Raw genomic sequence first — 25,173 nt, forward strand, 5'->3', positions numbered from 1 at the left:
TAGATTGAAAAAAGGTGGATTTATTGCTTCGTTTAACAACGCAGTTCAGGGGATTATATCTGCATTAAAAACTGAAAGAAATTTAAAGTTTCATTATATAGCAGCATTGGGCACTATTTTTATATCTCTATTTATGGATTTTACAAAAACAGAATTTTTAATACTACTATTATCTATAATATTTGTAGTTGTTGCAGAGATGATAAATACAGCTATAGAGAGAACTGTAGATTTGATTGTGCAAGAATATAATCCAATTGCAAAGTATGTAAAAGACGTTTCAGCAGGAGCGGTTATGTTAAGTGCTATAAATGCATTTATAGTTGGATATTTGTTGTTTTACAATAAATTTGCAATGTATACTGAATTTGGTTTGAGAAAAATTGCAAATTCAAATGAGCATTTAGCCTTTGTAACTATTTTATTAGTTTTAATTTTGACTGTTGGAGGAAAATATTTAAGGGCTAAAATAAATGGTGGAACTTATTTTCAAGGGGGAGCAGTTTCAGGACATTCAGCTTTGGCTTTTTGTGCTGCAACAATTATTTCTCTCTTAACTATTAATGCATTAATTACATTTTCAGTATTCGGAATAGCATTGCTAGTTGCAGAAAGTAGAGTAGAAGGTAAAATTCACACTATAAGCGAAGTGATTTCAGGAGCTATATTGGGAATATGTGTTGCTATTATAATATTTAAGGTAGTGGGATAATGGAAAATAAAAAGTTAATAGAGATGGCTATTGAAGCAAGAGACAACTCTTCTTATACGCCATATTCAAATTTTAAAGTTGGAGCTGCAGTGGAAATGGAAGATGGTTCCGTTTATTCTGGAGGGAATATAGAAATATCTTCATATTCACCAACTAATTGTGCAGAAAGAACTGCAATATTTAAAGCTGTCAGTGAAGGACATAGAGAGATAAAAAAAATAGCAATTGTATCTAGTGGAGGAGAAACATTTCCGTGTGGAGTATGTAGGCAAGTTATTAGAGAATTTGGGAAAGATGTTCAAATAATAATAGCGACTACACCTGAGGATTATAAAGTTTTTACACTAGAAGAATTGTTGCCACATAGTTTTGGTCCGGAAGATCTAGGGGTGAAAAATGTTTAAATCAGGTTTTATAACCATAATAGGAAGACCAAATGTTGGAAAGAGTACATTACTTAACCAAGTAGTTGGTCAAAAAATTTCGGCTATTTCAAATAAGCCACAAACTACGAGAAATAAGATTACTTTTATATATACAGAAGAAGATTTTCAAGCTGTGTTTTTAGATACACCGGGAATACAATCTCCAAAAAATAAATTGGGTGATTATATGTTAAAAACTTCAGAATCTACACTTAATGAAGTTGATGTAATAACATATATAGTAGATTGTTCTACGACAATTGGTAAGTTGGATTCATATATCATAAAGACTTTAAAGGAAATCAATATAAAAACTCCTATAGTATTGTTGATAAACAAAATAGATGAAATTCAAAAGGGAAATTTGTTTGAGTTAATAGAAATGTATTCAAACTTAAATCTTTTCAAGGAAATAATTCCAATTTCTGCACTAAAGAATGATGGAGTTAAGGATTATATTGAAGTTTTGAGAAAGTATTTACCAGAAGGACCTCAATATTATCCGGAAGACTTGGTAACAGACCAACCTGAAAAATTTATTGTGGCCGAATTAATTAGGGAAAAAGCGCTTAGAAATTTATCTGAAGAAGTTCCACACGGGATAGCAGTTTCTATAGAAAAGATGAAGTATAGAGAAAATAAAGAAATCTGTGATATAGAGGCAAATATATATATTGAGCGTGAGTCACATAAAAAGATAGTCATTGGTAAAAATGGGGATATGATAAAGAAAATAGGGACTCAAGCTAGAATAGAGATTGAAAATTTACTAGATTATAGAGTAAATCTAAAGCTTTGGGTTAAAGTTGAAAAAAATTGGAGAGAAAAAGAAATTAAGTTAAAGAATTTCGGATATCAATGAAAAATTCAATAACAACTGAGGCTATTATACTATCTGAAACTAGATACAGTGAGTCTAGTAAAATTCTTAGGGCATATACTAAAGAAATAGGTAAAGTGAGTATTATGGCAAAAGGAGCGCTTAGACCTAAGTCTAAACTTGTAACTTTTAGTCAACCACATTGTCATTTTCTATGTAATTTATCGCAAGGAAAAAACTTTTATTATATAGAGCCTATAAAAATAATAGATTCAAATTTCTTTTTGAGAAGAGACTATACTACAATTGTATTGGCTGGATATATTTCAGAAATGGTAGAAAAGAGTTTTTTAGAAGGGGAAACTAATGAAACTGTATTTGATTTGATAGTTAAGACACTTAGACTTATGAACGGAAATAAAAATGTTGAAGCATTAGTTTTGGCATTTAGTTTAAAATATATAAGTTATATGGGATATAGACCAAATTTAAAAGAAGTAGAGAATCCATTTTTTTCAAACTATGATGGTGGAGTTACCAATAAAGGTGGAACCATTTTGAGAATAGAAGATATTTACTACCTAAAAAAATTGTTGTATACTTCATTAGATGAATTAGTATTTGATTACGATTTAAGTAGAACGATATTTCTTTTAAATTTAATAGCAGATTATATTAAATATAATTTAGAAATTCACGAATTCAATTCTTTAAAAATTTTATAAGAATTGTAAAAGGAGGAGCAAATGTACTTTCAGGAATTGATACAAACATTACAAAATTATTGGCAAGAAAAGGGATGTATACTAATGCAACCTTACGACATAGAAAAAGGTGCTGGGACTATGAATCCACAAACTTTTCTAAAGGCATTAGGACCAGAAGAATGGAAGGTGTGCTATGTAGAACCTTCAAGAAGACCAGCTGATGGAAGATACGGAGAAAATCCAAACAGATTATATCAACATCACCAATTGCAAGTAATTTTAAAACCATCACCAGAAGATGTTCAAGACTTATATTTAAATTCTTTAAAGGAAATAGGTATTGATCCATTAAAACACGATATAAGATTTATAGAAGATAACTGGGAATCTCCAACTCTTGGAGCTTGGGGGTTAGGTTGGGAAGTATGGTTAGACGGTATGGAAGTAACTCAATTTACATATTTTCAGCAAGTAGGTGGAATAAATTGTGAATTGGAATCTGCAGAATTGACTTACGGTCTTGAAAGAATAGCAATGTATCTACAAGACGTATCCAATGTATATGATATTCAATGGAATGAAAATATTAAATACGGAGATGTATTCAAAGTAGCTGAATATGAACAGTCAAAATATGCTTTTGAAGTTTCAAATACTGAAATGTTAGTTGAACTATTCAACACTTATGAAAATGAATGTGAAAGAATTATAAAAGAAAAATTAGCTCTTCCTGCATATGATTACTGCTTGAAATGTTCTCATACATTTAACTTACTAGATGCAAGAGGTGCTCTTTCTGTGTCTGAAAGAACCGGGTATATACACAGAGTTAGAAATTTAGCTAGACAAGTTGCTAGTTTATATTTAGAGCAAAGAGAAGAAATGGGTTATCCATTAAAGAGAGGTGCTGAAGTTGAATAAATATTTATTAGAGATAGGGGTTGAGGAGTTACCTTCAAGATTCTGTCAAATGGCGATTGACCAATTAGAAGCGAAAGCAAATAAATTGATGAAGGAATATTCTCTAGGATATGAATCAATAAAGGTAAATGCTACTCCTCGTAGACTTACACTTTTTATAAATGGATTAGATGAAAGACAACCTGATGTAGATTTAGAAGTTAAAGGGCCAGCTGCAAAAATAGCCTTTGATGAAGCTGGAAATCCAACTAAGCCACTACAAGGGTTTATGAAATCACAAGGTATTACTGAAAATGAAATATTTAAAAAAGATTTAAAAGGCACAGAATATATTTATGCCAATATTCATAAAAAAGGGGCAAGTTTCCAAGAAATAATATCTCAAAATATGTCAGATTTAATAAAGTCTATAAACTTCCCTAAAAATATGAAATGGGGAGGTAAAGCTATAAAATTTGCTAGGCCTATTAGATGGATTGTTTCTATTTTAAATGACGAAGTAGCTTCATTTGAATTTGAAGGAATTAAAGTATCTAATGTGACATATGGACATAGATTCTTGGGAAAGGGAGAAATAGTTGTAGATAAAGTAGATAATTACGAAACTCTTTTAGAAGAAAACTATGTAATTTTGGATCAAGATAGAAGAAGAGATATTATAAAATATGGTTCAATGAAATTAGCTAAGTCAGTAAATGGAGAAATAGTTCCTGATGAAGATTTAACAGAAGAATTGACATTTATAGTTGAATATCCAACTCCTATTATGGGCGAAATTCAAGAAAGATATTTAGAGTTACCAAAAGAAGTTATAACAACTCCAATGAGAGATCATTTGAGATTTATACCAATTTATAACTCAAATGGAGGATTGCTACCATACTTTATAACTATTAGAAACGGCAATGAAGATTATAAAGATATAGTAATCAGTGGCAATCAAAAAGTTTTAGAAGCACGTTTAGAAGATGCTGTTTTTTTCTATAAAGATGATATTTCTAAACCATTAGAAGAATATAAAGCTAATTTAAAAGGACTAATGTTCCACGAAAAATTAGGAAATATGTTAGATAAAACTTACAGAGATACTAAATTGGCAATCAAAATTGGAGAAGACTTGCAATTAGGAGAAACAACTAAAGAAGATTTAGAAAGAGCAGCAGAACTTTCTAAAGCTGACTTGACTACTAAATTAGTACAAGAATTTACAGAATTACAAGGTGTTATGGGTTCTATATATGCTGAAAATTCAGGAGAAGCTGAAATTGTAGCAAAGGCTATAAATGAACAATATATGCCAAGATTTTCTGGAGATAAATTACCTGAATCAACAGTAGGTTCTGTACTAGCAATTGCTGATAAGTTAGATAGCATTTGTGGTATGTTTGCAGTGGGACTTATACCAACAGGCTCACAAGATCCATTTGCGCTTAGAAGACAAGCTATAGGTATTATAAATATTATTTTAAATAAGAAATGGGATGTGTCACTTAGTGATTTAATTGACTCTTCATTATTCTTATATACAGATGGCTTACAAATAACATTTGATTACGATGTAGTTAAAAAAGAAATTATTGAGTTCTTTAAGGGAAGAGCACAGACAATACTACAAGCTCAAGAAATTAGATATGATGTAATAGATTCTGTTCTAGGAAGCAATGACAATATATTGACCATATTCACAAAATCAGAAGATTTAAACAACTTCTTTAAGGAAGATAGAAAAGATATATTTGATAGTTTTGTAAGACTTGAAAATATGTTGGATAAAGCTGAAAAAATAGAAAGAATCAATGAATCATTATTAACTGAAAAAGAGGAAATTGAACTTTATAAAAATTCAAAAGAAGTATTACCTGAAGTAGAAAGATTAATTGCTGTAGGAGAATATCAAGAAGCAATTTTAAAAATGTCTGAACTTTCACCTTCAATCCAAAACTTCTTTGAAAATATATTTGTATTAAGCGATAATGAAAATTTAAAAAATAATAGAATGAGTTTACTACATTCAATAGATGTTGTGATCAAGGAGATATTGGATATTAAGAAACTTGTCATAAATTGAGGTGAGTTTTGGAACTAACAAGTAGGCAAAACGAAATAGTTGCCATTGTCAAAGAAAGAGGTCCTATAACCGGTGATGAAATAGCTAGAGAATTGAATATATCAAGGTCTACTATACGAAGTGATTTAACTATACTGACAATGATAGAAATTCTTGGAGCAAGACCAAAAGTTGGATATTACTATTCAATGGAAAATAAAGATAATGGGCTTAAAAAGAAAATAGATACTATTCTTGTCAAAGACACTATGAGCGTACCTGTGGTTATGGATGAGAACACTAGTGTATATGACGTTATAGTTGGGTTATTTTTAGAAAATGTGAGTTCGATATTTATATCGCAAAATGGAGTTTTATCAGGAGTTGTTTCAAGAAAAGATTTGTTGAGAACAACTCTTGGTAAAATGGATTTAAGTGTAACTCCTGTAGGTCTTATCATGACGAGAATGCCTAATATAATCTATGTAAAAGAAGATGATAATATATTAGATGCGGCAATAAAAATTTTTGAACATAAGATAGATTCTCTACCTGTAGTAAGAAAAAGTAAGTCGGGATTAAAATGTGTTGGCAGGTTTACCAAGACCAACATCACTAGGATTTTTGTTGATTTGGTTAGAGAGGATTTTTAGGAGGACTAATGACAGATAATACACTTGTAATCTATGTAATTTCAGATTCTGTTGGAGAAACTGGAGAGCTAATTGCCAAAGCCAGTGTAAGACAGTTTGAGACAAACAATTATGAAGTTAAGAGATATCCATATCATAATAGCATAGAACAAATTGAACCAATTCTTTATGAAGCAGCTAAAGAACAAAAATCTCTTATAATTTATACAAATGTAGTTCAAGAAACTAGAGATTTTATAAATGAAAAAGCTGAAGAATTAAATTTAAAAGTTGTTGATGTAATGGGTGAGCCATTAAATAAACTTGAAGATGTATTAGGGTATAAACCTTTAAGAGAACCTGGGCTTATTAGAAGACTTGATGAGAATTACTTTAAAAAAGTTGAAGCTGTTGAATTTGCAGTTAAATATGATGATGGGAAGGACCCAAGAGGCGCTAAAAAAGCAGATATTTGTCTTGTCGGCATATCACGTACATCAAAAACACCATTATCAATGTATTTGGCTAACAAACATTATAAGGTTGCAAATATACCTTTAGTTCCGGAAGTTCCAGTGCCTAAAGAAGTATATGATAAGGATATTAGAAGAGTTATAGGACTTACTTGTAATCCGGAAAAATTAATATCAATAAGAACTGAACGTTTAAAAGCGTTAGGTTTGTCATCATCTGCTAAGTATGCAAATATTGAAAGAGTAAAAGAAGAACTTGATTATTCGAAAAAGATAATGGAAGAATTAGGATGTGTAGTTTTTGATGTTACAAACAGCGCCATAGAAGAAACTGCAGAGCTCATAATTGAACACATGAAGAAAGTCTTTTAAATTTATTTTTAAAATTTTCGACAGTATTCTATATTTAGAATTTCAAAGGGTGGTGGTAATATGAATCCAAGAGAAAATAGAGAAAAACTTGAGCACATGATTTTATACAAGACAGCAACTTTTTCTGATATGTCAAAAGGAAGAGTGAGGATTGAAGAAGATTGTGATATGAGAACGTGTTTTCAGAGAGATAGAGATAGAATTCTACATTCTAAGGCATTTAGAAGATTAAAGCATAAAACTCAAGTTTTTATATCCCCAGAAGGAGACCATTTCAGAACAAGATTAACTCATACCCTCGAAGTTTCCCAAATAGCGAGGACAATAGGTAGGTTGCTTGAATTAAATGAAGATTTGATAGAAGCTATGTCTTTGGGGCATGATTTAGGACACACACCATTTGGACACAGTGGAGAAACTATTTTAAATAAATTGCATCCAAAAGGATTTAAACACAATGAGCAATCTATAAGAGTTGTAGAATTTCTATCAAAAACAGAAAATAGAGTCGGTTTAAATTTGACATATGAAGTTAAAGACGGTATTTTAAATCATTCTGGAAAAGGTAAGGCTGAATCTTTGGAAGGAAAGATAATAAAATATGCTGATAGAATAGCTTATATAAATCATGATATTGATGATGCAATGAGAGCTGGAATAATCAAAGAAACGGATTTACCAGATGATTTAATAAAAATTCTAGGCAATAGTCATTCAAAGAGAATTAATACTATGATAACTTCTATTTACAAGAACTCTTACCACAAAGAATTTGTTAAGATGGAACCAGATATAGAAACTGCAACTTTAGCTTTAAGACAGTATATGTTTAAGAATGTATACTATGATAAAACAGTAAAGTCAGAAAATGAAAAGATATATCACATGATAGAGTCTTTATTTAATTATTACATGAAAGATTTAAATAGAATACCAAGAGAACACTTGAATTTATATGAAAATATAGAACACACAGATGAAGATATTGTAAGTGATTATATAGCTGGAATGACTGATATATATGTAGTCGAGATATATAAAAAATTGTTTATTCCGAAAGGGTGGGCAAATGAGTTATATAGTAGATGATGAAGTATTAGAAAAAATAAGGTCTCAAGTAGATATAGTTGATTTGATATCCGATTATATACCTCTTAAAAAAAGTGGATCTAATTATATGGGACTGTGTCCATTTCATAATGAAAAGACACCGTCTTTTTCCGTTTCTCCAACTAAAGGAATTTTTAAATGCTTTGGTTGTGGGGCAGGTGGTGATCATATAAGTTTTATAATGAAAAAAGAAAATCTTTCTTTTAGAGAAGCAGTAAAATTTTTAGCAGATAAATATAATATAGAGTTGAAGGAATATGACATGCATGAATCTCAACATAGTAAAAAGTTGAGGGAAAAATTATATGAAGCAAACAGAGATGCTGCTATATTTTATATGAATTGTTTGACTAAAAGTTATATGGCTTTAAATTATTTAAAAAGTAGAGAAATTGATAGAGATACAATATTAAAGTTTGGCATAGGATATTCTCCTGATGGTTGGACTAATTTATATAGTTATTTAAAATCAAAGGGATATGATGATGAAACATTAGATAAAGCTAATTTGATAAGTAAATCTAAAAGGGGGACATACATAGATAGATTTAGAAATAGAATTATGTTTCCCATTTTAGACGTATCTAAAAGAGTAATTGCTTTTGGTGGGAGAAGCTTAGATACTTCAATTCCAAAGTATTTAAACTCTAGTGATACACTGATTTTCAATAAAGGAGATAACCTGTATAACGTAAATAAGATAAGAGAAGAAAATAAAAGTGGAAAAATTATCTTAGTTGAAGGGTATATGGATGTTATTTCACTATATAAAAGTGGTATAAATTATACCGTAGCAAGCCTTGGAACAGCATTTACTGAGAATCAGGCAAAACTTATTAAGAAATATTCTGATGAAGTGTATATTTGTTATGATTCAGACCAAGCTGGTATTAGGGCAACAGATAAGGCGATAGATATATTGCTGTCACAAAACATTAAACCTAAGATAATAAGATTGACAGAAGGTATGGACCCAGATGATTTTGTAAAAAAATACGGCAAGTTAGATTTTGAATTAGAAGTTTCTAAGGCAATAAGTTATTTGGATTACAAAATTTCAAAGGTGAAATCTAGATGGAATCTTGAATCTTCTGAGGGTGTTGTAGGATTTACAACTGAAGTTTCTGAAATATTAATTAGACTTAAAAATCCGATAGAAAGAGATGTTTATATTGATAAAATATCAAAACAGTTTGGGATTAAAGTTGAGTCTATAATATCTTATATTCAGTTGAAAAATAGAGATTTTAAAAGCAAAATAAAAAAAGAACAATTTATTAAAAAAAAGAATCTAGAAAAAAAAGAGCAAAGCTCGTTAAGTGTTAAAAAATCACGTGAACAAATTGAGAAGCAACTTATTGCACTTATGCTACATGATAGAAATCTGTTTAATTTAATTGACTCTAGTATAGAATCATATGAATTTACTGGAATAAAAGAACGGGATGCTTTTGAAATAATAAGAAATTTTTATATTGATACAGATTTAGAAAATATAGAGAAGCAAATTTTAGATAGTTGCTTAATAAGTAGAGATTACTTATCTGAACTAATGAGTGTGAATATAGATTTGAAAAATTCCATAGATATTATAAAAGAATTAATAAAGACAATTAGACATTATAATTTAGAAGATAGAAGAGATAAATTATTAGAAAAGATTAAATCTCTAGATAATCAAAATAGAAAATTTGATATGCAAGAATTAAATAGTTTGATAGATGAATTAAATGAGATAAATCTTAAACTAAATCTTCCTAGCTAGGGGGCTAAAAAATGGCAGAAAAACTTAATGGTATAAATAAACCTCATTCAAAAGAGAGTATTGTTGGGGGGTTGAGAAATATAGGCAAGGCTAAAGGTAATTTAACTTATGAAGAGATAGTTTCAGCTCTTGAAGAAATACCTTTAGAAAGTGAAGAAATAGATAAAATCTATCAAGATTTTGAAAGTGAAGGTATAGAACTTTTAGATGATGAAAAAATAGATTTGGAAATTTCGAGTCAACCAGATGACGATGAAGATATAAAGAAAGAAGATTTATCAGTTCCTAAGGGAGTTAGCGTAGATGATCCTGTTAGAATGTATCTTAAAGAAATAGGAAAGATACCTTTGCTTACTGGTGAAGAAGAAGTACTAATAGCTAAACGTATGGAAATAGGGGAAAATTTAGCTAAAAAAGAACTTGCAGAAGCTAATTTGAGATTGGTAGTTTCAATTGCTAAAAGATATGTAGGTAGAGGCATGAGTTTCTTAGATTTAATTCAAGAAGGAAACCTTGGGCTTATGAAAGCTGTTGAAAAATTTGATTACACAAAAGGATTTAAATTTTCGACATATGCAACTTGGTGGATAAGACAAGCGATAACTCGAGCTATAGCTGACCAAGCCAGGACTATAAGAATACCAGTTCACATGGTAGAAACTATAAACAAGTTGGTAAGAGTTCAGAGACAATTAGTTCAAGAACTTGGTAGAGATCCATCACCTGAGGAAATTGCTCAAGAAATGAGCTTAGATGTTGAAAAAGTAAGAGAAATTCAAAAGATTGCTCAAGAACCAGTTTCATTGGAAACACCAATAGGTGAAGAAGAAGATTCGCATTTAGGAGATTTTATACCTGATGAAGAAATCTTATCTCCTTCTGATGCCGCAACATTTACTCTTTTAAAAGAACAGTTAGAAACTGTTTTAGAGACTCTTACAGAACGAGAAAAGAAAGTTTTAACTTTAAGATTTGGTTTAGAAGATGGAAGAGCAAGAACTTTGGAAGAAGTTGGAAAAGAATTTGATGTAACTAGAGAGAGAATAAGACAAATAGAGGCCAAGGCACTTAGGAAGTTACGTCATCCAAGCAGAAGTAAAAAATTAAAGGATTTTTTGGAATGAGATTATCTGATAGATTAAAAACAATTGCAATGATGGTTACAAAAAATTCAAAAATAGCTGATATAGGCACGGATCATGGTCAAGTGCCTATTTTTCTATCTGAAAATAAAATATCTGATTATATAGTTTGCTCAGATATAAGTGAACCATCATTATTAAAGAGTAAGGAAATAGTAAAAAATTTTACTAACATATACCCAAGATTAGGTGACGGATTAAATGTCTTATTTGAAAATGAAGTGGATGAAATAATAATAGCTGGAATGGGTGGGCATTTAATCGTAAAGATTTTGGAAGAAAATTTAAATATAGTGAAAAATTTAAAGTCTATTATATTACAACCTATGCAGGCATCTGAATATTTGAGGGAGTATTTATATAGTAAGTATAAATTTTTAGATGAAAAAGTTGTTTATGAAGATTCAAAGTATTTTGAAATAATACAAGTTGTATATAGTGGAGAAGAAACAGTGGTAGATGAAATATTTTACGAAATTCCAAAATTATCTTATGAGAGAAAAGATATAGCTTGTTTAGATTTTATAGAACATAAGATTCAAAAAAATAAAGAAATAATAAGGAATGTAAAAAAATCAAATAGTGATAGCAACAAAGTAGAGACTTTAGAGTCTAAAAATTTCAATTTAGAGAGGCTTTTATGAGTTACAGAGCTGTAGATATAGTAGAATATATAGAGAAACTTGCAGACCCAAAATATCAAGAATCATGGGATAATAGTGGTTGGCAGATAAAAAGTGATGTTGATGTAAATAAGGTATTAATATGTATGGATCTTACCTTAGAAAGAATTGAATATGCATTGAAAAATGAATTTCAATTGATAATAACACACCATCCAATGTTCTTTTCAGGTATAAAATCAATACAAGATGATTATAAATCTAAGATGATTAAGAAACTTGTTATGAATAATATTTGCGTTTATTCTGCGCATACATCTTTTGATGTTTCAAATAGTGGGGTTAATAAAGTACTATTTGATTTTCTAATGTTAGAAGAGCCAAAAGATTTGATAATTACAGATAGTGGGAAAGGTCTTGGATTAATAGGTGTAAATAAAAACTTTAAGAGTATAAATGAGTTATTAAAATTTCTAGAGAGCAACTTATTAGTTGATAGTTATAAAGTATATGGTAGAAGTATCAAAGATATAAATAAAATAGCTTTGATAGGTGGCTCAGGAGCTAGTGAAATACAATCGGCAATAGACAATGGTGCTGATGTATATTTGACTTCTGATGTAAAGCACCACGATGCTCAAATCGCTTATGAAAATGATTTGATTTTAATAGATATAAGCCATAACGATAGTGAAAAATTAGCCTTGAAATGGATGAGTGAATATATAAAAGAAAAATTTGATATAGAAATTGAGACTATGTTAGATAATGCTTTTACACTAAAACTTGATTAAGGTATTTAATTTTGCTAAAATTGTTAAAGAGTAAGTTATCCAATCGCATCAATCATTTGATGAGGAAAGTCTGCGCTCCATAGAGCAGGATGCCAGTTAACGACTGGTAGGGGCGACCCTAAGGCTAGTGCAACAGAGATATACCGCCTTAAAAAGGTAAGGGTGGAAAGGCGAGGTAAGAGCTCACCAGGTTTTCAGTGATGAAAATGCTATGTAAACCCCATTCGGAGCAAGACCAAAATAGGACAAAACAGATGTTGCTCGCATCTGCCGGTAGGTAGGTCGCTTGAGTTATTTGGTGACAAATAATCTAGATAGATGATTGGACTAGACAGAACGCAGCTTATAAACTTACTCTTTTTTTATTTTAGATAAAAGATTACAAAACATTAAACCTTTTTTAACTTTTTTGTAATCTTTTATTGCTTTTTTGTTACCACTTTGTTATACTTTAAAAAAGATAAGAAGTCTATAAAGTATAAGGAGTGTTTTTATTGTTTAATATAAGTAAGAGGGTGCCTCTAGGAGTTGCAGCTCTAGCAGTTGTTTCCCTATTAGGGCTAAAGGATACCGGAATTTTTATAAGCGACCATGTACAAACTACTTATAGCGGAAATCAAGTTTATTTTGAAGCTGGTGAGAAAGCCGAAATTATAGAAACTTCTGTAAGAGGTTATGTAGTTACAAAAGGCGCAGCTAAAGTAACAATACCGATGTCAAAAATTGCTGTAACAGAAGTTACAACATCAACATATAAAGTCATACAATCAGTAGCAATTAAAAATGATGAAAATCAAATTTTGAGAAATTTATTTTTAGGAGAAATTGTTACTTTAAATTCTAAAAAAGATGGAATATTTAATGTTACTACAGCAGATGGTATAACAGGAAATGTAGCTGTGGAAGCACTCGAATTTAATTCTTCTATTGTTAAATCGATGAATAAGGAAGAAGCAATTGTTAAGGCTAAAACTTTTGGTGAAAATGAAATAAAGATGACTGTAAATAAGAGCAGGGCTAGTGTAGCTAATGTATCAGCAGTTGTGTCATATTCAGCCGAAGCTGTTAGTTCAACAGCTCAAGCAGTTGTATATTCAGCTTCAAATAAACTAGGCGCTCCATATATCTATGGTTCAACTGGATCAACTGGATATGATTGTTCAGGGTTAGTTTATGCAGTATATAAAAATGAATTGGGAGTAAATCTTCCAAGAACATCTATGGAACAATCTAAATATGGAAAGCAAGTATCTAGAAATGAATTACAACCTGGAGATTTAGTATTTTTTAACACTAGAGGAAGCGGTGTTTCTCATGTCGGTATATATAAGGGAAATGGATATTTCATTCATGCTTCAACTAGTCAAGGGAAGGTAATAACTTCGAATTTAAGTGAAGATTATTATAATGAAAGATACGTAAATGCAACAAGGGTATTATAATTTAATATTTATTTAATCCAAGGGTAACCTTGGATTTTTTAATTCTTGGATAAAACGGTTGTTAATGTGATAAAAACTTATGTTATAATAAGAAGTAATATGGAGGTATGGAATTGAAAAAGATCAAATTTACGGCTATAGTATTGGGAGCTGTTACACTATTTAGCAGTTCAGTTTATGCTAAGTCTTTTAGAGATGTAAAACAAAATGGTCAATTTAAATGGATTTATTCTGAATTAAATACACTTTCTGATAGAGGTATATTTGGAGGGTATCCAGAAGGAGATTTTAGACCTAATAATCCAGTTTCTTTTTTAGAAATCATACAAGTTATAAAAAATATTAAACAGCCCTCTATTTCAGAATTAGAAGAAGCAAGGGCTAATTATTTAGAAACAATTAAAAAATATAATATACCTCATTGGGCTTATGATTCAGTAGCATATGCTTTAAATAATAATACAATAACTGAAAAGACTATAGAAGTGGCTGAAAAGAGAGGATTTTTTAGAGATAAGAATCCAACTTATCCTAATAGAAATTCTGTTACAGTTTATTTTGGAAGAGCATTTGGATTTTCAGGAATAGGTAATACTCAAATTTTAAAGCATTCTGATTTGCAAAATGTTCCGCAAGTTACGTTGGGATATTTATCAGAATTAGTTAAAAATGGAATATTTTCTGAAACGGGTAGTGAAGGAAAATTTAATGGCTCAAATTATATAAGAAGAGCGGAAGTTGTATCTATTGCAGCTAAGTCTTTAAAATTCTTAGAAAAAAATAATATTAAAACAGACAATTTAATTGATTATACGTTGATAAATAAAAAAGAAGAGACTGACAATGTTAATTCAAGTACATTGGAAGAGGTTTCTGGAGTTATAGAATCTGTAGACGTTAGTAAGAATATAATCAAAATATCATCTAAAGACTATATTGTTTTTTCGTCAACAAATGTAAGTGGTGTAGAAGGATATAATTTTGAAAATATAAATAAATTAAATGGTGCGAGAGTTACTTTAAAACATATTAATGGTGTTGTGAAAGAAATTAAAGTACATTCACATTTAGAAACTGAAAAATATAATGCTAAATTTGTTGGAAGAGTTACTGGAAAAACAATAGAAAATGATACAAATAAATTAAGTGTTAATATTTTAGTGTCAAATAATACTGAAATAGTTTCTGGAAGTAATGTTGAAATTAAAACAGTAAATAATTTTAGTATAGGAGATATCATAACTTTTGATGCAAGAATTGAAAATGGATATATTGTAGAGGTGAATATAAAGAGGTGAAGGTTTGGCCTTCACCTTTATAGGTTATGAGTTTTTTACAACGTTCAGAGATGATAATCGGAAAAGAAAATATAGGGAAATTAAAGAATTCAAAGGTTTTAGTTTTCGGAGTAGGAGGAGTAGGCGGAAGCTTAGTTGAAAGTCTTACAAGAGCTGGGATAGGACAAATTGATATAGTTGATAGAGATGTATTTGACATAACCAACTTAAATAGACAAGTTATGGCTACTTTAGATTCTGTTGGGAATTCAAAGGTTGAAGAGACTAAGAAGAGACTTTTAAGTATTAATTCTGATTTGATATGTAATTCTTTTTTTAAAGAGCTAAATGAAAATACTATAGATGAATTTGATTTAGAAAGTTATACATATATTGCAGATGCTATAGACTCTGTTAGTTCAAAAGTTCTTCTTGCAAAAACTTGTGAAGATAGAAAAATAAAGCTTATTTCTTCAATGGGGGCAGGAAATAGGTTAGATCCAACAAAATTTATGATATCTGATATATCAAAAACTCACAGTGACCCTTTGGCAAAGGTTATGAGAAAAAAGTTGAAGGAAGCTGGTGTAAAAAAACTTAAATGTGTTTTCTCTACAGAGCTGCCAACAAAACCTATATATAATGTGGAAAAGAGTTCAACACCAGGTTCAATGTCCTTTGTACCACCGGTGTGTGGTATGGTTATGGCGTCGCAAATTGTTAGAGAAATTATAGGGGAATAAAATGAATTATAAAGATTTAAACGATAGACAAAGTGAAGCGCTTTATCAAACGGATGGAGCTGTTTTAATATTAGCTGGAGCCGGTTCAGGAAAGACAAAAGTAGTTACAAATAAGATAGCTTACTTGATAGAAGAAAAAAATATATTTCCAAGTTCTATTTTGGCAATAACATTTACAAATAAAGCGGCTAAGGAAATGTTAGAAAGAGTGGATAAACTCATTGATGAAGAGGCAAGTTCAATGTGGATAGGAACTTTCCACTCAATTTGTATGAGAATTTTGAGAAAGAATATTGAAAGAATAGGATATACATCTAATTTTACAATATACGATTCGGGTGACCAAAATACTCTTGTATCAGACTGTATAAAAGAGCTGAATTTAAGTAAGTATGTTTATAAGAGCAGGGGAATACTAGCTACTATTTCTCATTTGAAAAATGAAGATATAGATCCTGATTCATATATAAAAGAACATTATGTAGATTTTTATGCAAGAAATGTTGGAGAAATATATTCGTTATATCAGTCCAAACTTAAGAGTAATAATGCTCTTGATTTTGATGATTTAATAATAAAGACAGTTGAATTGTTAGAAGAGAATGAAGATATTAGAAAATTCTATAATTTAAAGTTTAAGTATATATTTGTAGATGAGTATCAAGACACTAATAATATGCAGTATAGATTTATCAGACTTATAAGTGGAGAAAATCCAAACCTGACAGTTGTTGGGGACAATGACCAATCTATTTATGCGTGGAGAGGTGCTGATATATCTAATATTTTAAATTTTGAAAGAGATTTTAAAGATGCAAAAGTAATTTTACTTGAGCAAAATTATAGGTCTACAACAAATATATTAAACATTGCAAATAATGTCATAAGTTACAATCCAAATAGAAGGGATAAAAATTTATGGAGTTCTAAAGGCGCTGGAGAGAAAGTAAAATATAGACAATTTAGACATTCTTCAGAAGAAGAACATGGTGTAGTTCAAAGAATACAACAGTTAAATTATAAGGGCTATAATTATTCTGATATGGCCATTTTATATAGAACTAATGCTCAATCAAGAGGGTTTGAAGAAGCTTTAGTAAGAGAAACAATACCTTATAGAATGATAGGTGGCCTTAAGTTTTATGACAGAAAAGAAGTCAAAGATATAATGGCTTATTTAAAACTTATACAAAATACAAGTGATGATGTAGCTCTATTGAGAATAATAAATGTTCCAAAGAGAGGAATAGGAGATAGTACAACGGCTAAAATTGCCGAGTATGCTGCACCAAGAGGGATGAGTTTGTACGATGTTATATCAAGTAACGAATGTATGGATGAATTACAACTAAGAGCTCAAAAGAAACTTAAAGAATTTAGAGATTTAATAGAGTTACTTAGAAATCATATTGATGATTTAGGACTATCTGAATTTATAGAGAGAGTTATCTATGAATCAGGTTATGTGAGAGAATTGGAGGCGGAAAATACTGTAGAAGCTAGAACAAGAATAGAAAATATAAGAGAGCTTTTATCAACAGCTGTTGAAAGCGAAAGAAGAGATGAAACAGTAACATTAGAAGATTTCTTGGCAGGAGTTTCACTGTTATCAGATGTGGATAAATCAAGTGATGACAAGGGTGTAAATCTTATGACCATACATGCGTCAAAAGGTTTGGAATTTAAAGTTGTATTTTTAGTGGGACTTGAAGAAAAGTTATTCCCATCAGCTAGGTCTATCGAAGAAGATGAGGATGTTGAAGAAGAGAGAAGACTTTGCTATGTTGCTGTGACAAGAGCGGAAGAGGAGCTTTATATAAGTTCAGCTGAAACGAGAACTATGTATGGTAGAACAACACCAAGTTTAGAGTCTAGATTTATCAACGAAATGGGAGAAGATTTAGAGAAGACAAAACCAGAAGTTGAATATAAGTCCAGAACCCATTTAGTAGAAGTAAAAGATTTCACACAGTATAAACCTAAAAAGGAAGAGAAAAAACAAGTTGATAAAGCTGTATTGGAGCTTTCAGTAGGTGATAAAGTATTCCATAAAAAGTGGAAAACGGGTATGATAGTATCTAAGACAGAAAAGGGCGACGATTATGAAATAGTGGTTTCTTTTGATGGTAAAGGACTTAAAAAACTTATGCTTTCAATGGCACCACTAACATTGGTGGAATAATGGATAGAATAAAGGAATTAGTTAAGTTATTAAACGAACATAATTATAGATATTATACTTTGGATAATCCATCTATATCTGACAAAGAGTATGATAGATTATACGACGAATTAAAAGAATTGGAAAGTTCTACAGGTATAATTTTAGCTGATTCTCCAACAAACAGAATTGGTGGAGAAGTATTAGATAAGTTTGAAAAGCATGAACACATTAGACAGCTTTATTCAATGGATAAGGCTCAGAGTATAGAGCAATTAGTTTCGTGGCATGAGAGAAATTTTAGAACTGCTCAGTTACTCGGGTTTGAATTAGATTATGTTGTGGAATTAAAATTTGATGGGTTAACTATAAACTTAACATATAAAGATGGTAATCTTTTTACTGCCTCTACAAGAGGAAATGGAAGTGTTGGAGAAAAGATTTTAGAACAGATAAAGACAATATACTCTATTCCTTTGACAATTGATTTTAAAGGAATTATGGAAGTTCAGGGAGAGGGTTTGATGCCACTTCATGAACTTGAAAGATATAATAAGACTCATGAAGAAAAATTAAAAAATGCTAGAAATGCAGCAGCCGGTGCACTTAGAAATTTAGACCCAAAAGTTACAGCACAGAGAAATTTAACTGCTAATTTTTATAACATAGGATATATAGAGGGAAAAGATTTTGAATCTGACCTTGATATGAAAGAGTTTTTGAGAGAAAATAGATTTAAAGTTGACTCTCACTACTACCATTGCAAGAAGATAGATGAAGTTATAGAAATCATAAATAAAATATCTGAAATTAGAAGTACCTTAGACATATTAATTGACGGTGTTACTGTAAAAGTAAATAATTTCAAATTAAGAAATGAGTTAGGGTATACAAACAAATTTCCAAGATGGGCAATAGCTTATAAATTTGAAGCAGAGGAAGTAGTTACAAAACTATTAGATGTGATTTGGAATGTTGGTAGAACGGCAAAGGTAACTCCTTCAGCGGTTCTTGAACCTGTAGATATAGGCGGGGTTACAATTCAAAGAGCAACACTTAACAATTATGATGATATTTTAAGAAAGAACGTGGAAATAGGCGGTAATGTAATTATAAGACGTTCAAATGATGTTATACCTGAAATACTTGGTTCTGTACCTACGGATGAGCCAACTAAAAAAATTGAAAAACCTGTAAATTGTCCTTATTGTGGAAGTGAGCTCTATCAAGATGGAGTTCACATATTTTGCCCAAATACAATGAGTTGTGTACCACAATTGGTCTCAAGACTAACTCATTTTGCATCAAGAGATGCTATGAATATAGAAGGCTTGAGTGAAAAAACAATAATGCAGTTATTGAGTGAGCTAAACATAAGAGAAATTCCTGACTTATATAGATTGAAAAAAGAGGATTTATTAGAGTTAAGGGGATTTAAAGACAAGAAAGTAAATAATTTATTGCAAGCTATAGAATTATCTAAACATGTGAACTTGAATAATTTTATATACGCACTTGGAATAAGAAATGTTGGCATTAAAAGTGCTACAGACTTGGCTAAAAATTATAAAAGTTTTGAAAATTTTAGAACTGCAAAGTATGATGAGTTAGTGCAAATGGAAGATGTAGGACCGATTACAGCTAAGGATATAGTTGAATTTTTAAATGATGATAAAATTTCAAACTCAATAGATGAATTATTAGAGCTTGGAGTAGAGCCTATTTATGAAGAAATTGTTCAAGAAGATTCAAAATTTACGGATAAAAAAGTTGTAATAACAGGTAAATTATCAATGCCTAGAAAAGATTTAGAGTCCATCTTAGAGTCTAAAGGTGCTAAGATAGTATCAGCAGTTAGTAAAAATACAGACTATGTAATAGCAGGAGAAGATGCTGGCTCAAAATATCAAAAAGCGATAGATTTAAATATAAAAGTTATAGATGAACAAGAATTAAATGAAATGTTAGGAGGAAGCTATGAATCTTGAGGAAATTAAACATATAGCGGATATAGCTATGATAGAGTTTAGTGAAGAGGAGTTAAAAGGATTCCAAGATAATTTCAATGAAACTTTTGCATTAGTAGATGAGATTAAAAATTTAAACTTAGATGATTTAGAGATGACTTTTCATGTAAATGACACAACTAATAATCTGAGACCAGATGAAATTAAAAATAGTTTGAAAGTTGAAGAAGCTACCAAGAATACAGCTGAAGAAAAATACGGATATTTTAAGATAATTAAGTTTGTAGAGTAGGAGGCAAAATGGATTTAACCAAATTAAAAGGTCATGAGCTTATAAAAGGATATGAAAATAGAGATTTCAGTTGTAGAGAAGTCACTGAAGCCTATTTAAAAAATATAAAAGAAAAAGATGAAGAAATTAATGCTTATATAACTATAACAGAAGAATTAGCACTTGAGAATGCAAGTAAGGTAGATCAAAAATATGAAAATAGAGAGCACTTAGGTATACTTGCGGGAATTCCAACGGCAATAAAGGACAATGTTGCCGTAAAAGATGTGAGAATGACTTGTGCTTCTAAGATGTTAGAGAATTTTATATCTCCTTATAATTCAAATGTATCTGAAAAGATATTAGAATGTGATGGCGTTATTCTTGGAAAAGTAAATATGGATGAATTTGCAATGGGAGCGACTACAAGAACATCATATTTTGGAAATACAAAGAACCCATTAGACACAAATCTTGTTCCGGGAGGGTCAAGCGGAGGCTCTGCAGCAGCTGTAGCAAGTCATGAGGCAGCTATAGCAATAGGAACTGATACTGGAGGGTCAACAAGACAACCTGCAGGTTTCTGCGGGATTGTAGGGTTTAAACCTACGTATGGAACTGTGTCAAGATATGGCGTGTCAAGCATGGCAAATACATTTGATACTGTTGGTACAATGGGAAGAGATGTAGAAGATGCTCATTTGTTGATGAAATCTATTGCAGGAAGAGACTTAAGAGATGCCACTTCTGTAAAAAATGATTCTATTTTTGATGAAATAAACTATGAAAATTCAAATTATTTAAAGGAAATGAAAATAGCAGTGCCTAAAGAATATTTAGCTATGGATTTAAATTCTACTGTTATGAATAATTATAGAGAAACTATAGAAATTTTAAAAAGAGAAGGAGCTAAAGTTGAAGAAGTTTCATTAAAATCTCTTGAGTACACTATACAAACTTATCATATATTGGTAAATGGAGAAATAGCTTCTAATTTAGCAAGATTTGATTCTCTAAGATATGGACATAGAACTAACAGTGAATATTATTCTTACGAGGAAATGTTTAAGAAAAGTAGAGCTGAAGGTTTTGGAGAGGAAGTTAAAAAAAGAATTATGGTGGGAACTCATATATTGAGTTTAGACTTAGCAAATGAATATTATTATAAAGCATTGAAAGTAAGAACAATGATAAAGAATGAATATGAAGATATATTTAAAAATTTTGATTTGATATTAAGTCCAACTGCACCAGTGTTACCTTTTGAATTGAATTCAGATATGAAACCAGTTGAAATATATCAAGCTGATTTATTTACTATTCCTGCTAATATGTCAGGCTGTCCTTCTATATGTGTACCATTTAAGAATTCAGATTTTCCAACAGGAATAATGTTTACAGCAAGTAGATTTAAAGACAGTAAATGTATTAAAGCTGGAGTTGGATTTGAAAGGAGTGTGAAATAATGAGCTATAAAACAATTGTTGGGCTTGAAATTCATGTTGAACTTTCTACCAAGACAAAAGCTTTTTGTAGTTGTGAAAATACTTTTGGGGGTGAACCTAATTCAAGAGTTTGTCCTGTTTGCTTAGCTCTTCCAGGGGCAACTCCTGTTCTAAATGAACAAGTTGTCAAATATACTGTAATGTCAGGTTTGGCATTAAATTGTACAATCAACCACAATTCTAAGTTCGACAGAAAAAATTATTTCTATCCTGATTTGACTAAAGGATTCCAAATAACTCAAAATTATATGCCTCTTTGTACAGAAGGGTATCTAGAAATAGATGGTGACGAAGGACTGAAAAAAGTAGGAATTTTCCAAATTCAAATGGAAGAAGATACTGGTAAGTCTTTACATTCAGATGATGAAACATTACTTGACTATAATAGATGTGGCGTTCCTCTTATTGAGATAGTTTCAAAACCTGATATGAATTCAGGAAGAGAAGGAAGAGAATTTTTAGAAAAGCTAAAAAACACTCTAAAATATATAGGTGTGTCTGATGTAAAAATGGAAGAGGGTTCTTTGAGATGTGATGTAAATGTCAACATCAAAGATGAAGAAACTGGCAAGAAAACGGCTATTACAGAGGTTAAGAACTTAAATTCATTTAGAGCTGTTGAAAAAGCTATAGATTATGAAGTGCAAAGACATATTAAAATACTTGAAAGTGGAGAAGATGAACCAAAGACAACTAGACGTTGGGATGATGTAAACAATGAAACAGTATTGATGAGAGTTAAATATACTGCGGCGGATTACAGATTTGCTCCAGAAGGTGACTTGGTTTCTGTAGTTATAGATGATGAATATATAGAACAAGTTAGAAAAGAACTTCCTGAACTACCAGAGGCTAAGAAGGAAAGATTTATGAATGAATATGGTCTTTCAGAATATGATGCCAAAATTCTAACTTCAACTAAGCAACTTTCAAATTATTTTGATGATGTAGCTAAGAATTTTAATGACTATAATATGGTTAGTAACTGGATAATGACAGAAGTTCTAAGACGTGTAGATGATTTAGAAAATGGATTTAGTTTGCCGTTTGAAGAAGAAGATTTTATTGAGCTATTAACTTTAATAAAATCAGGTAAAATTAACAATAATGCTGGTAAAAAAGTTCTTAGAGAGATGTTTGAAACTTCAAAAAAGCCTATGGAAATAATCGAAGAAAAAGGACTTATACAAGTTTCTGATGACTCACAAATAGAAATATGGGTTGATGAAGTGTTGGGTGAAAATCCTCAATCTATAGAAGATATTAAAAATGGTAAGGATAGAGCTTTCGGTTTCTTGGTTGGACAAGTTATGAAGAAGTCTAAAGGTAAAGCTAATCCTGGAGTAGTTAATGAAATTTTAAAGAGTAGAGTACAATGAAAGAAAATAAATATACAGTTTTTTTAGTTTATTTTATTGGACTAGCTGCTATTTTAATATTGAATTTATTGCTTGGTTGGATAACTATGAATTATAAGAATGAAAATGGTTTTGTTACGTTTTTGATATTTTTAATACCACTTATTGAAGGTATAATAATTGGTGGTTTATCAATTTTAGTGTATAAGTTACAAATTATTTTCAACAATAGATATTTTATATTTTTGACAGTTGTATTTTTTGGTTTAGTAGTAACTTTACCAACACCTATATCAGGTTTTATAAAGTTATATTTAGGCGTAATGGCTTTGGCAACTTTGATTGGAAATAGTAAAAGAGATAAGTTGATAAGTGATATGCAAAATAAAAAATCAAAAAAGAGAAAAAAGAAATAATATTCCTAAATAAAAAGATGATGTTGCAGAATAGATGACTCTACTCTGCGACATCATTTGAGACTGTAAAATAGTTTGTGTATGACGAATCCTCCTGATAAGATAATACTAATCAGGAGGATTTTAATATGTCAAGGAAAAGACCGGAAACCAGACTAAATAAAATATCAAAGATGCTAATCGAAGAATACCAACCGGAAACTGTACAAGATCTGCAAGATGCATTAAAAGACATTTTAGGGGACACTACGGAGCAAATGTTAAAAGCAGAACTAGATGAGCATTTAGAATATGAATATGTTGAAAAATCATTATCACTAAACACTAGGAATGGTTCAAGTAAGAAAACCGTCAAACCATCTTATGGGAGATATAGATCTAGCTATACCAAGAGATAGAGAAGGCTCCTTTGAACCACAAGTTCTTAAAAAATATGAAAAAGACATATCAAACATAGAAAATCAAATAATATCTATGTATGCCAAAGGAATGACAACAAGAGACATATCAAGTAATGTCAAAGAAGTATATGGATTTGGAGTATCAGAAGGTATGGTAAGTAAAATAACCAATAAAATACTTCCAACAATAGAAGAGTGGCAAAATAGACCTTTAGAAAAAATCTACCCTATGCTGTTTTTAGACACAATCCATTACTATGTAAGAGAAAATGGTATAATAGTAAAAAAAGCAGTATATATAGCCTTAAGATACAATTTAGAGGGCTTTAAAGAGATATTAGGTATGTGGGTTGGAGAAAATGAATCAAGCATACTGGCTCTTAGTATTAAATCAGCTAAAAGAAAGAGGATTAGAAGATGTATTCATAGTTTCAACAGATAACTTAACAGGATTTAGTGAAGCTATAGAATCAGTATATCCAAAGGCAGAAATACAAAAATGTATAATCCATCAAATAAGAAAATCAACAAAATTTGTATCATATAAAGATATAAAAGAACTAATGAAAGACTTAAAATCAGTATATAAAGCACCTACAGAAGAACTTGCCTCAATAAATTTAGATATTTTCGAAGATAAGTGGGGTAAAAAGTATCCAATGTGTGTTAACTCTTGGAGAAATAATTGGGCTGAACTATCCACCTATTTCAAATATCCGGAAGGAATAAGAAAACTAATATATACAACAAATGCCATGGAAAGCTTTAACAGGCAACTCAGAAAAGTAACGAAAAACAAGACAATATTTCCTAACGACTATTCCCTACAAAAGAGCTTGTACCTTTCAATGGTAGATGCATCTAGCAAGTGGGCCACTAGAATAAGGGGCTGGGATAAGATATTGTCGCAATTAACAATATTTTTTGAAGGCAGAATATAATTTTTTGCCTTCAACATAATAAAAAAACAATTAGGCAAAAAAAGGTGGATTTTTAGTATAAATCTTGACCTTTTAATTTAGTTGTGCCAAAATTAGTTTACAAAGATTCTAAAATTGAATTTTTGAATATATTAAATTTTAAGATATT

Annotated in this window: 22 protein-coding genes, 1 other RNA gene and 1 pseudogene; all 24 read left to right on the forward strand. The window is 30.4% G+C overall.

The annotated features are described in order from the left end of the window. The first annotated feature begins 4 nt into the window (after positions 1–4). Positions 5–712 carry a diacylglycerol kinase gene (locus DYE58_RS08910; protein ID WP_004821856.1) on the forward strand — a complete coding sequence of 236 codons (708 nt, stop codon included), beginning with the start codon at positions 5–7 and terminating at the stop codon, positions 710–712. Beyond that, complete coding sequence (gene cdd / locus DYE58_RS08915) at positions 712–1,116, forward strand: cytidine deaminase (RefSeq protein WP_004821859.1); 405 nt, start codon at positions 712–714, stop codon at positions 1,114–1,116. The genes DYE58_RS08910 and cdd overlap by 1 nt, the downstream gene beginning before the upstream one ends. Then, positions 1,109–1,999, forward strand: a complete 891-nt coding sequence (era, locus tag DYE58_RS08920) for a GTPase Era (RefSeq protein ID WP_004821861.1) — start codon at positions 1,109–1,111, stop codon at positions 1,997–1,999. Before cdd ends, era begins: the two co-directional genes overlap by 8 nt. Further along, positions 1,996–2,682 carry a DNA repair protein RecO gene (gene recO, locus DYE58_RS08925; RefSeq protein WP_115312225.1) on the forward strand — a complete coding sequence of 229 codons (687 nt, stop codon included), beginning with the start codon at positions 1,996–1,998 and terminating at the stop codon, positions 2,680–2,682. The genes era and recO overlap by 4 nt, the downstream gene beginning before the upstream one ends. A 21-nt stretch (positions 2,683–2,703) precedes the next feature. Next, the gene (locus tag DYE58_RS08930) at positions 2,704–3,585 is read left to right on the forward strand and encodes a glycine--tRNA ligase subunit alpha (protein WP_004821866.1); all 882 of its coding nucleotides are present in this window, start codon (positions 2,704–2,706) and stop codon (positions 3,583–3,585) included. Beyond that, positions 3,569–5,653, forward strand: a complete 2,085-nt coding sequence (glyS, locus tag DYE58_RS08935; RefSeq protein ID WP_306424721.1) for a glycine--tRNA ligase subunit beta — start codon at positions 3,569–3,571, stop codon at positions 5,651–5,653. The genes DYE58_RS08930 and glyS overlap by 17 nt, the downstream gene beginning before the upstream one ends. A gap of 8 nt (positions 5,654–5,661) precedes the next feature. Further along, positions 5,662–6,285 carry a transcriptional regulator CcpN gene (gene ccpN / locus DYE58_RS08940; protein WP_004821869.1) on the forward strand — a complete coding sequence of 208 codons (624 nt, stop codon included), beginning with the start codon at positions 5,662–5,664 and terminating at the stop codon, positions 6,283–6,285. An 8-nt stretch (positions 6,286–6,293) separates the two neighbouring features. Then, positions 6,294–7,109 (forward strand): pyruvate, water dikinase regulatory protein, encoded by an 816-nt coding sequence (locus DYE58_RS08945; RefSeq protein ID WP_004821872.1) that lies wholly within the window; start codon positions 6,294–6,296, stop codon positions 7,107–7,109. Positions 7,110–7,169: 60 nt separating this feature from the next. Beyond that, entirely contained in the window at positions 7,170–8,198 is a 1,029-nt protein-coding gene (locus tag DYE58_RS08950) for a deoxyguanosinetriphosphate triphosphohydrolase (protein WP_004821875.1), read from the forward strand. Beyond that, positions 8,179–9,984, forward strand: coding sequence for a DNA primase (dnaG, locus tag DYE58_RS08955; RefSeq protein ID WP_115312226.1), 1,806 nt, complete (start codon positions 8,179–8,181; stop codon positions 9,982–9,984). The genes DYE58_RS08950 and dnaG overlap by 20 nt, the downstream gene beginning before the upstream one ends. Before the next feature lie 11 nt (positions 9,985–9,995). Beyond that, entirely contained in the window at positions 9,996–11,108 is a 1,113-nt protein-coding gene (rpoD, locus tag DYE58_RS08960; RefSeq protein WP_004821880.1) for an RNA polymerase sigma factor RpoD, read from the forward strand. Next, positions 11,105–11,770, forward strand: a complete 666-nt coding sequence (locus DYE58_RS08965) for a tRNA (adenine(22)-N(1))-methyltransferase (RefSeq protein WP_004821883.1) — start codon at positions 11,105–11,107, stop codon at positions 11,768–11,770. Before rpoD ends, DYE58_RS08965 begins: the two co-directional genes overlap by 4 nt. Then, positions 11,767–12,543, forward strand: a complete 777-nt coding sequence (locus DYE58_RS08970; RefSeq protein ID WP_004821886.1) for a Nif3-like dinuclear metal center hexameric protein — start codon at positions 11,767–11,769, stop codon at positions 12,541–12,543. The genes DYE58_RS08965 and DYE58_RS08970 overlap by 4 nt, the downstream gene beginning before the upstream one ends. Before the next feature lie 27 nt (positions 12,544–12,570). Further along, an RNA gene (rnpB, locus tag DYE58_RS08975) (RNase P RNA component class A) lies at positions 12,571–12,905 on the forward strand. 132 nt (positions 12,906–13,037) lie between these two features. Further along, the gene (locus DYE58_RS11580; protein ID WP_040552767.1) at positions 13,038–13,985 is read left to right on the forward strand and encodes a C40 family peptidase; all 948 of its coding nucleotides are present in this window, start codon (positions 13,038–13,040) and stop codon (positions 13,983–13,985) included. A 113-nt stretch (positions 13,986–14,098) separates the two neighbouring features. Continuing rightward, on the forward strand, positions 14,099–15,283 hold the full coding sequence (locus tag DYE58_RS08985) for an S-layer homology domain-containing protein (protein ID WP_050794632.1): 1,185 nt from the start codon (positions 14,099–14,101) through the stop codon (positions 15,281–15,283). Positions 15,284–15,309: 26 nt separating this feature from the next. Next, positions 15,310–16,005, forward strand: a complete 696-nt coding sequence (locus tag DYE58_RS08990; protein ID WP_115312227.1) for a tRNA threonylcarbamoyladenosine dehydratase — start codon at positions 15,310–15,312, stop codon at positions 16,003–16,005. A 1-nt stretch (position 16,006) separates the two neighbouring features. Then, positions 16,007–18,187 carry an ATP-dependent helicase gene (locus DYE58_RS08995; RefSeq protein WP_004821894.1) on the forward strand — a complete coding sequence of 727 codons (2,181 nt, stop codon included), beginning with the start codon at positions 16,007–16,009 and terminating at the stop codon, positions 18,185–18,187. Further along, positions 18,187–20,154 carry an NAD-dependent DNA ligase LigA gene (gene ligA / locus DYE58_RS09000; protein WP_004821897.1) on the forward strand — a complete coding sequence of 656 codons (1,968 nt, stop codon included), beginning with the start codon at positions 18,187–18,189 and terminating at the stop codon, positions 20,152–20,154. Before DYE58_RS08995 ends, ligA begins: the two co-directional genes overlap by 1 nt. Continuing rightward, the gene (gene gatC / locus DYE58_RS09005; protein WP_004821898.1) at positions 20,144–20,425 is read left to right on the forward strand and encodes an Asp-tRNA(Asn)/Glu-tRNA(Gln) amidotransferase subunit GatC; all 282 of its coding nucleotides are present in this window, start codon (positions 20,144–20,146) and stop codon (positions 20,423–20,425) included. The genes ligA and gatC overlap by 11 nt, the downstream gene beginning before the upstream one ends. A gap of 8 nt (positions 20,426–20,433) precedes the next feature. Next, complete coding sequence (gatA, locus tag DYE58_RS09010; protein ID WP_004821899.1) at positions 20,434–21,870, forward strand: Asp-tRNA(Asn)/Glu-tRNA(Gln) amidotransferase subunit GatA; 1,437 nt, start codon at positions 20,434–20,436, stop codon at positions 21,868–21,870. Further along, positions 21,870–23,288: an Asp-tRNA(Asn)/Glu-tRNA(Gln) amidotransferase subunit GatB gene (gene gatB, locus DYE58_RS09015; RefSeq protein WP_004821901.1), complete on the forward strand. Its 1,419-nt coding sequence runs from the start codon at positions 21,870–21,872 to the stop codon at positions 23,286–23,288. Before gatA ends, gatB begins: the two co-directional genes overlap by 1 nt. Then, positions 23,285–23,683 carry a hypothetical protein gene (locus DYE58_RS09020; protein WP_004821902.1) on the forward strand — a complete coding sequence of 133 codons (399 nt, stop codon included), beginning with the start codon at positions 23,285–23,287 and terminating at the stop codon, positions 23,681–23,683. Before gatB ends, DYE58_RS09020 begins: the two co-directional genes overlap by 4 nt. A 173-nt stretch (positions 23,684–23,856) precedes the next feature. Beyond that, a pseudogene (locus DYE58_RS09025) lies at positions 23,857–25,025 on the forward strand (IS256 family transposase). Positions 25,026–25,173 lie beyond the last annotated feature (148 nt).

The sequence above is a fragment of the Peptoniphilus indolicus genome, assembly GCF_900454665.1.
Taxonomy (GTDB): Bacteria; Bacillota; Clostridia; order Tissierellales; family Peptoniphilaceae; genus Peptoniphilus; species Peptoniphilus indolicus.

Bases quoted from the DNA above. Each gene is read 5' to 3' on its own strand.
- DYE58_RS08930 (WP_004821866.1), top strand. From the start codon at position 2,704: ATGTACTTTCAGGAATTGATACAAACATTACAAAATTATTGGCAAGAA.
- DYE58_RS08970 (WP_004821886.1), top strand. From the start codon at position 11,767: ATGAGTTACAGAGCTGTAGATATAGTAGAATATATAGAGAAACTTGCA.
- gatA (WP_004821899.1), top strand. From the start codon at position 20,434: ATGGATTTAACCAAATTAAAAGGTCATGAGCTTATAAAAGGATATGAA.
- ligA (WP_004821897.1), top strand. From the start codon at position 18,187: ATGGATAGAATAAAGGAATTAGTTAAGTTATTAAACGAACATAATTAT.
- DYE58_RS08945 (WP_004821872.1), top strand. From the start codon at position 6,294: ATGACAGATAATACACTTGTAATCTATGTAATTTCAGATTCTGTTGGA.
- DYE58_RS08950 (WP_004821875.1), top strand. From the start codon at position 7,170: ATGAATCCAAGAGAAAATAGAGAAAAACTTGAGCACATGATTTTATAC.
- recO (WP_115312225.1), top strand. From the start codon at position 1,996: ATGAAAAATTCAATAACAACTGAGGCTATTATACTATCTGAAACTAGA.
- DYE58_RS08990 (WP_115312227.1), top strand. From the start codon at position 15,310: ATGAGTTTTTTACAACGTTCAGAGATGATAATCGGAAAAGAAAATATA.
- gatC (WP_004821898.1), top strand. From the start codon at position 20,144: ATGAATCTTGAGGAAATTAAACATATAGCGGATATAGCTATGATAGAG.
- gatB (WP_004821901.1), top strand. From the start codon at position 21,870: ATGAGCTATAAAACAATTGTTGGGCTTGAAATTCATGTTGAACTTTCT.
- era (WP_004821861.1), top strand. From the start codon at position 1,109: ATGTTTAAATCAGGTTTTATAACCATAATAGGAAGACCAAATGTTGGA.
- rpoD (WP_004821880.1), top strand. From the start codon at position 9,996: ATGGCAGAAAAACTTAATGGTATAAATAAACCTCATTCAAAAGAGAGT.
- DYE58_RS09020 (WP_004821902.1), top strand. From the start codon at position 23,285: ATGAAAGAAAATAAATATACAGTTTTTTTAGTTTATTTTATTGGACTA.
- DYE58_RS08965 (WP_004821883.1), top strand. From the start codon at position 11,105: ATGAGATTATCTGATAGATTAAAAACAATTGCAATGATGGTTACAAAA.
- dnaG (WP_115312226.1), top strand. From the start codon at position 8,179: ATGAGTTATATAGTAGATGATGAAGTATTAGAAAAAATAAGGTCTCAA.
- cdd (WP_004821859.1), top strand. From the start codon at position 712: ATGGAAAATAAAAAGTTAATAGAGATGGCTATTGAAGCAAGAGACAAC.
- DYE58_RS08995 (WP_004821894.1), top strand. From the start codon at position 16,007: ATGAATTATAAAGATTTAAACGATAGACAAAGTGAAGCGCTTTATCAA.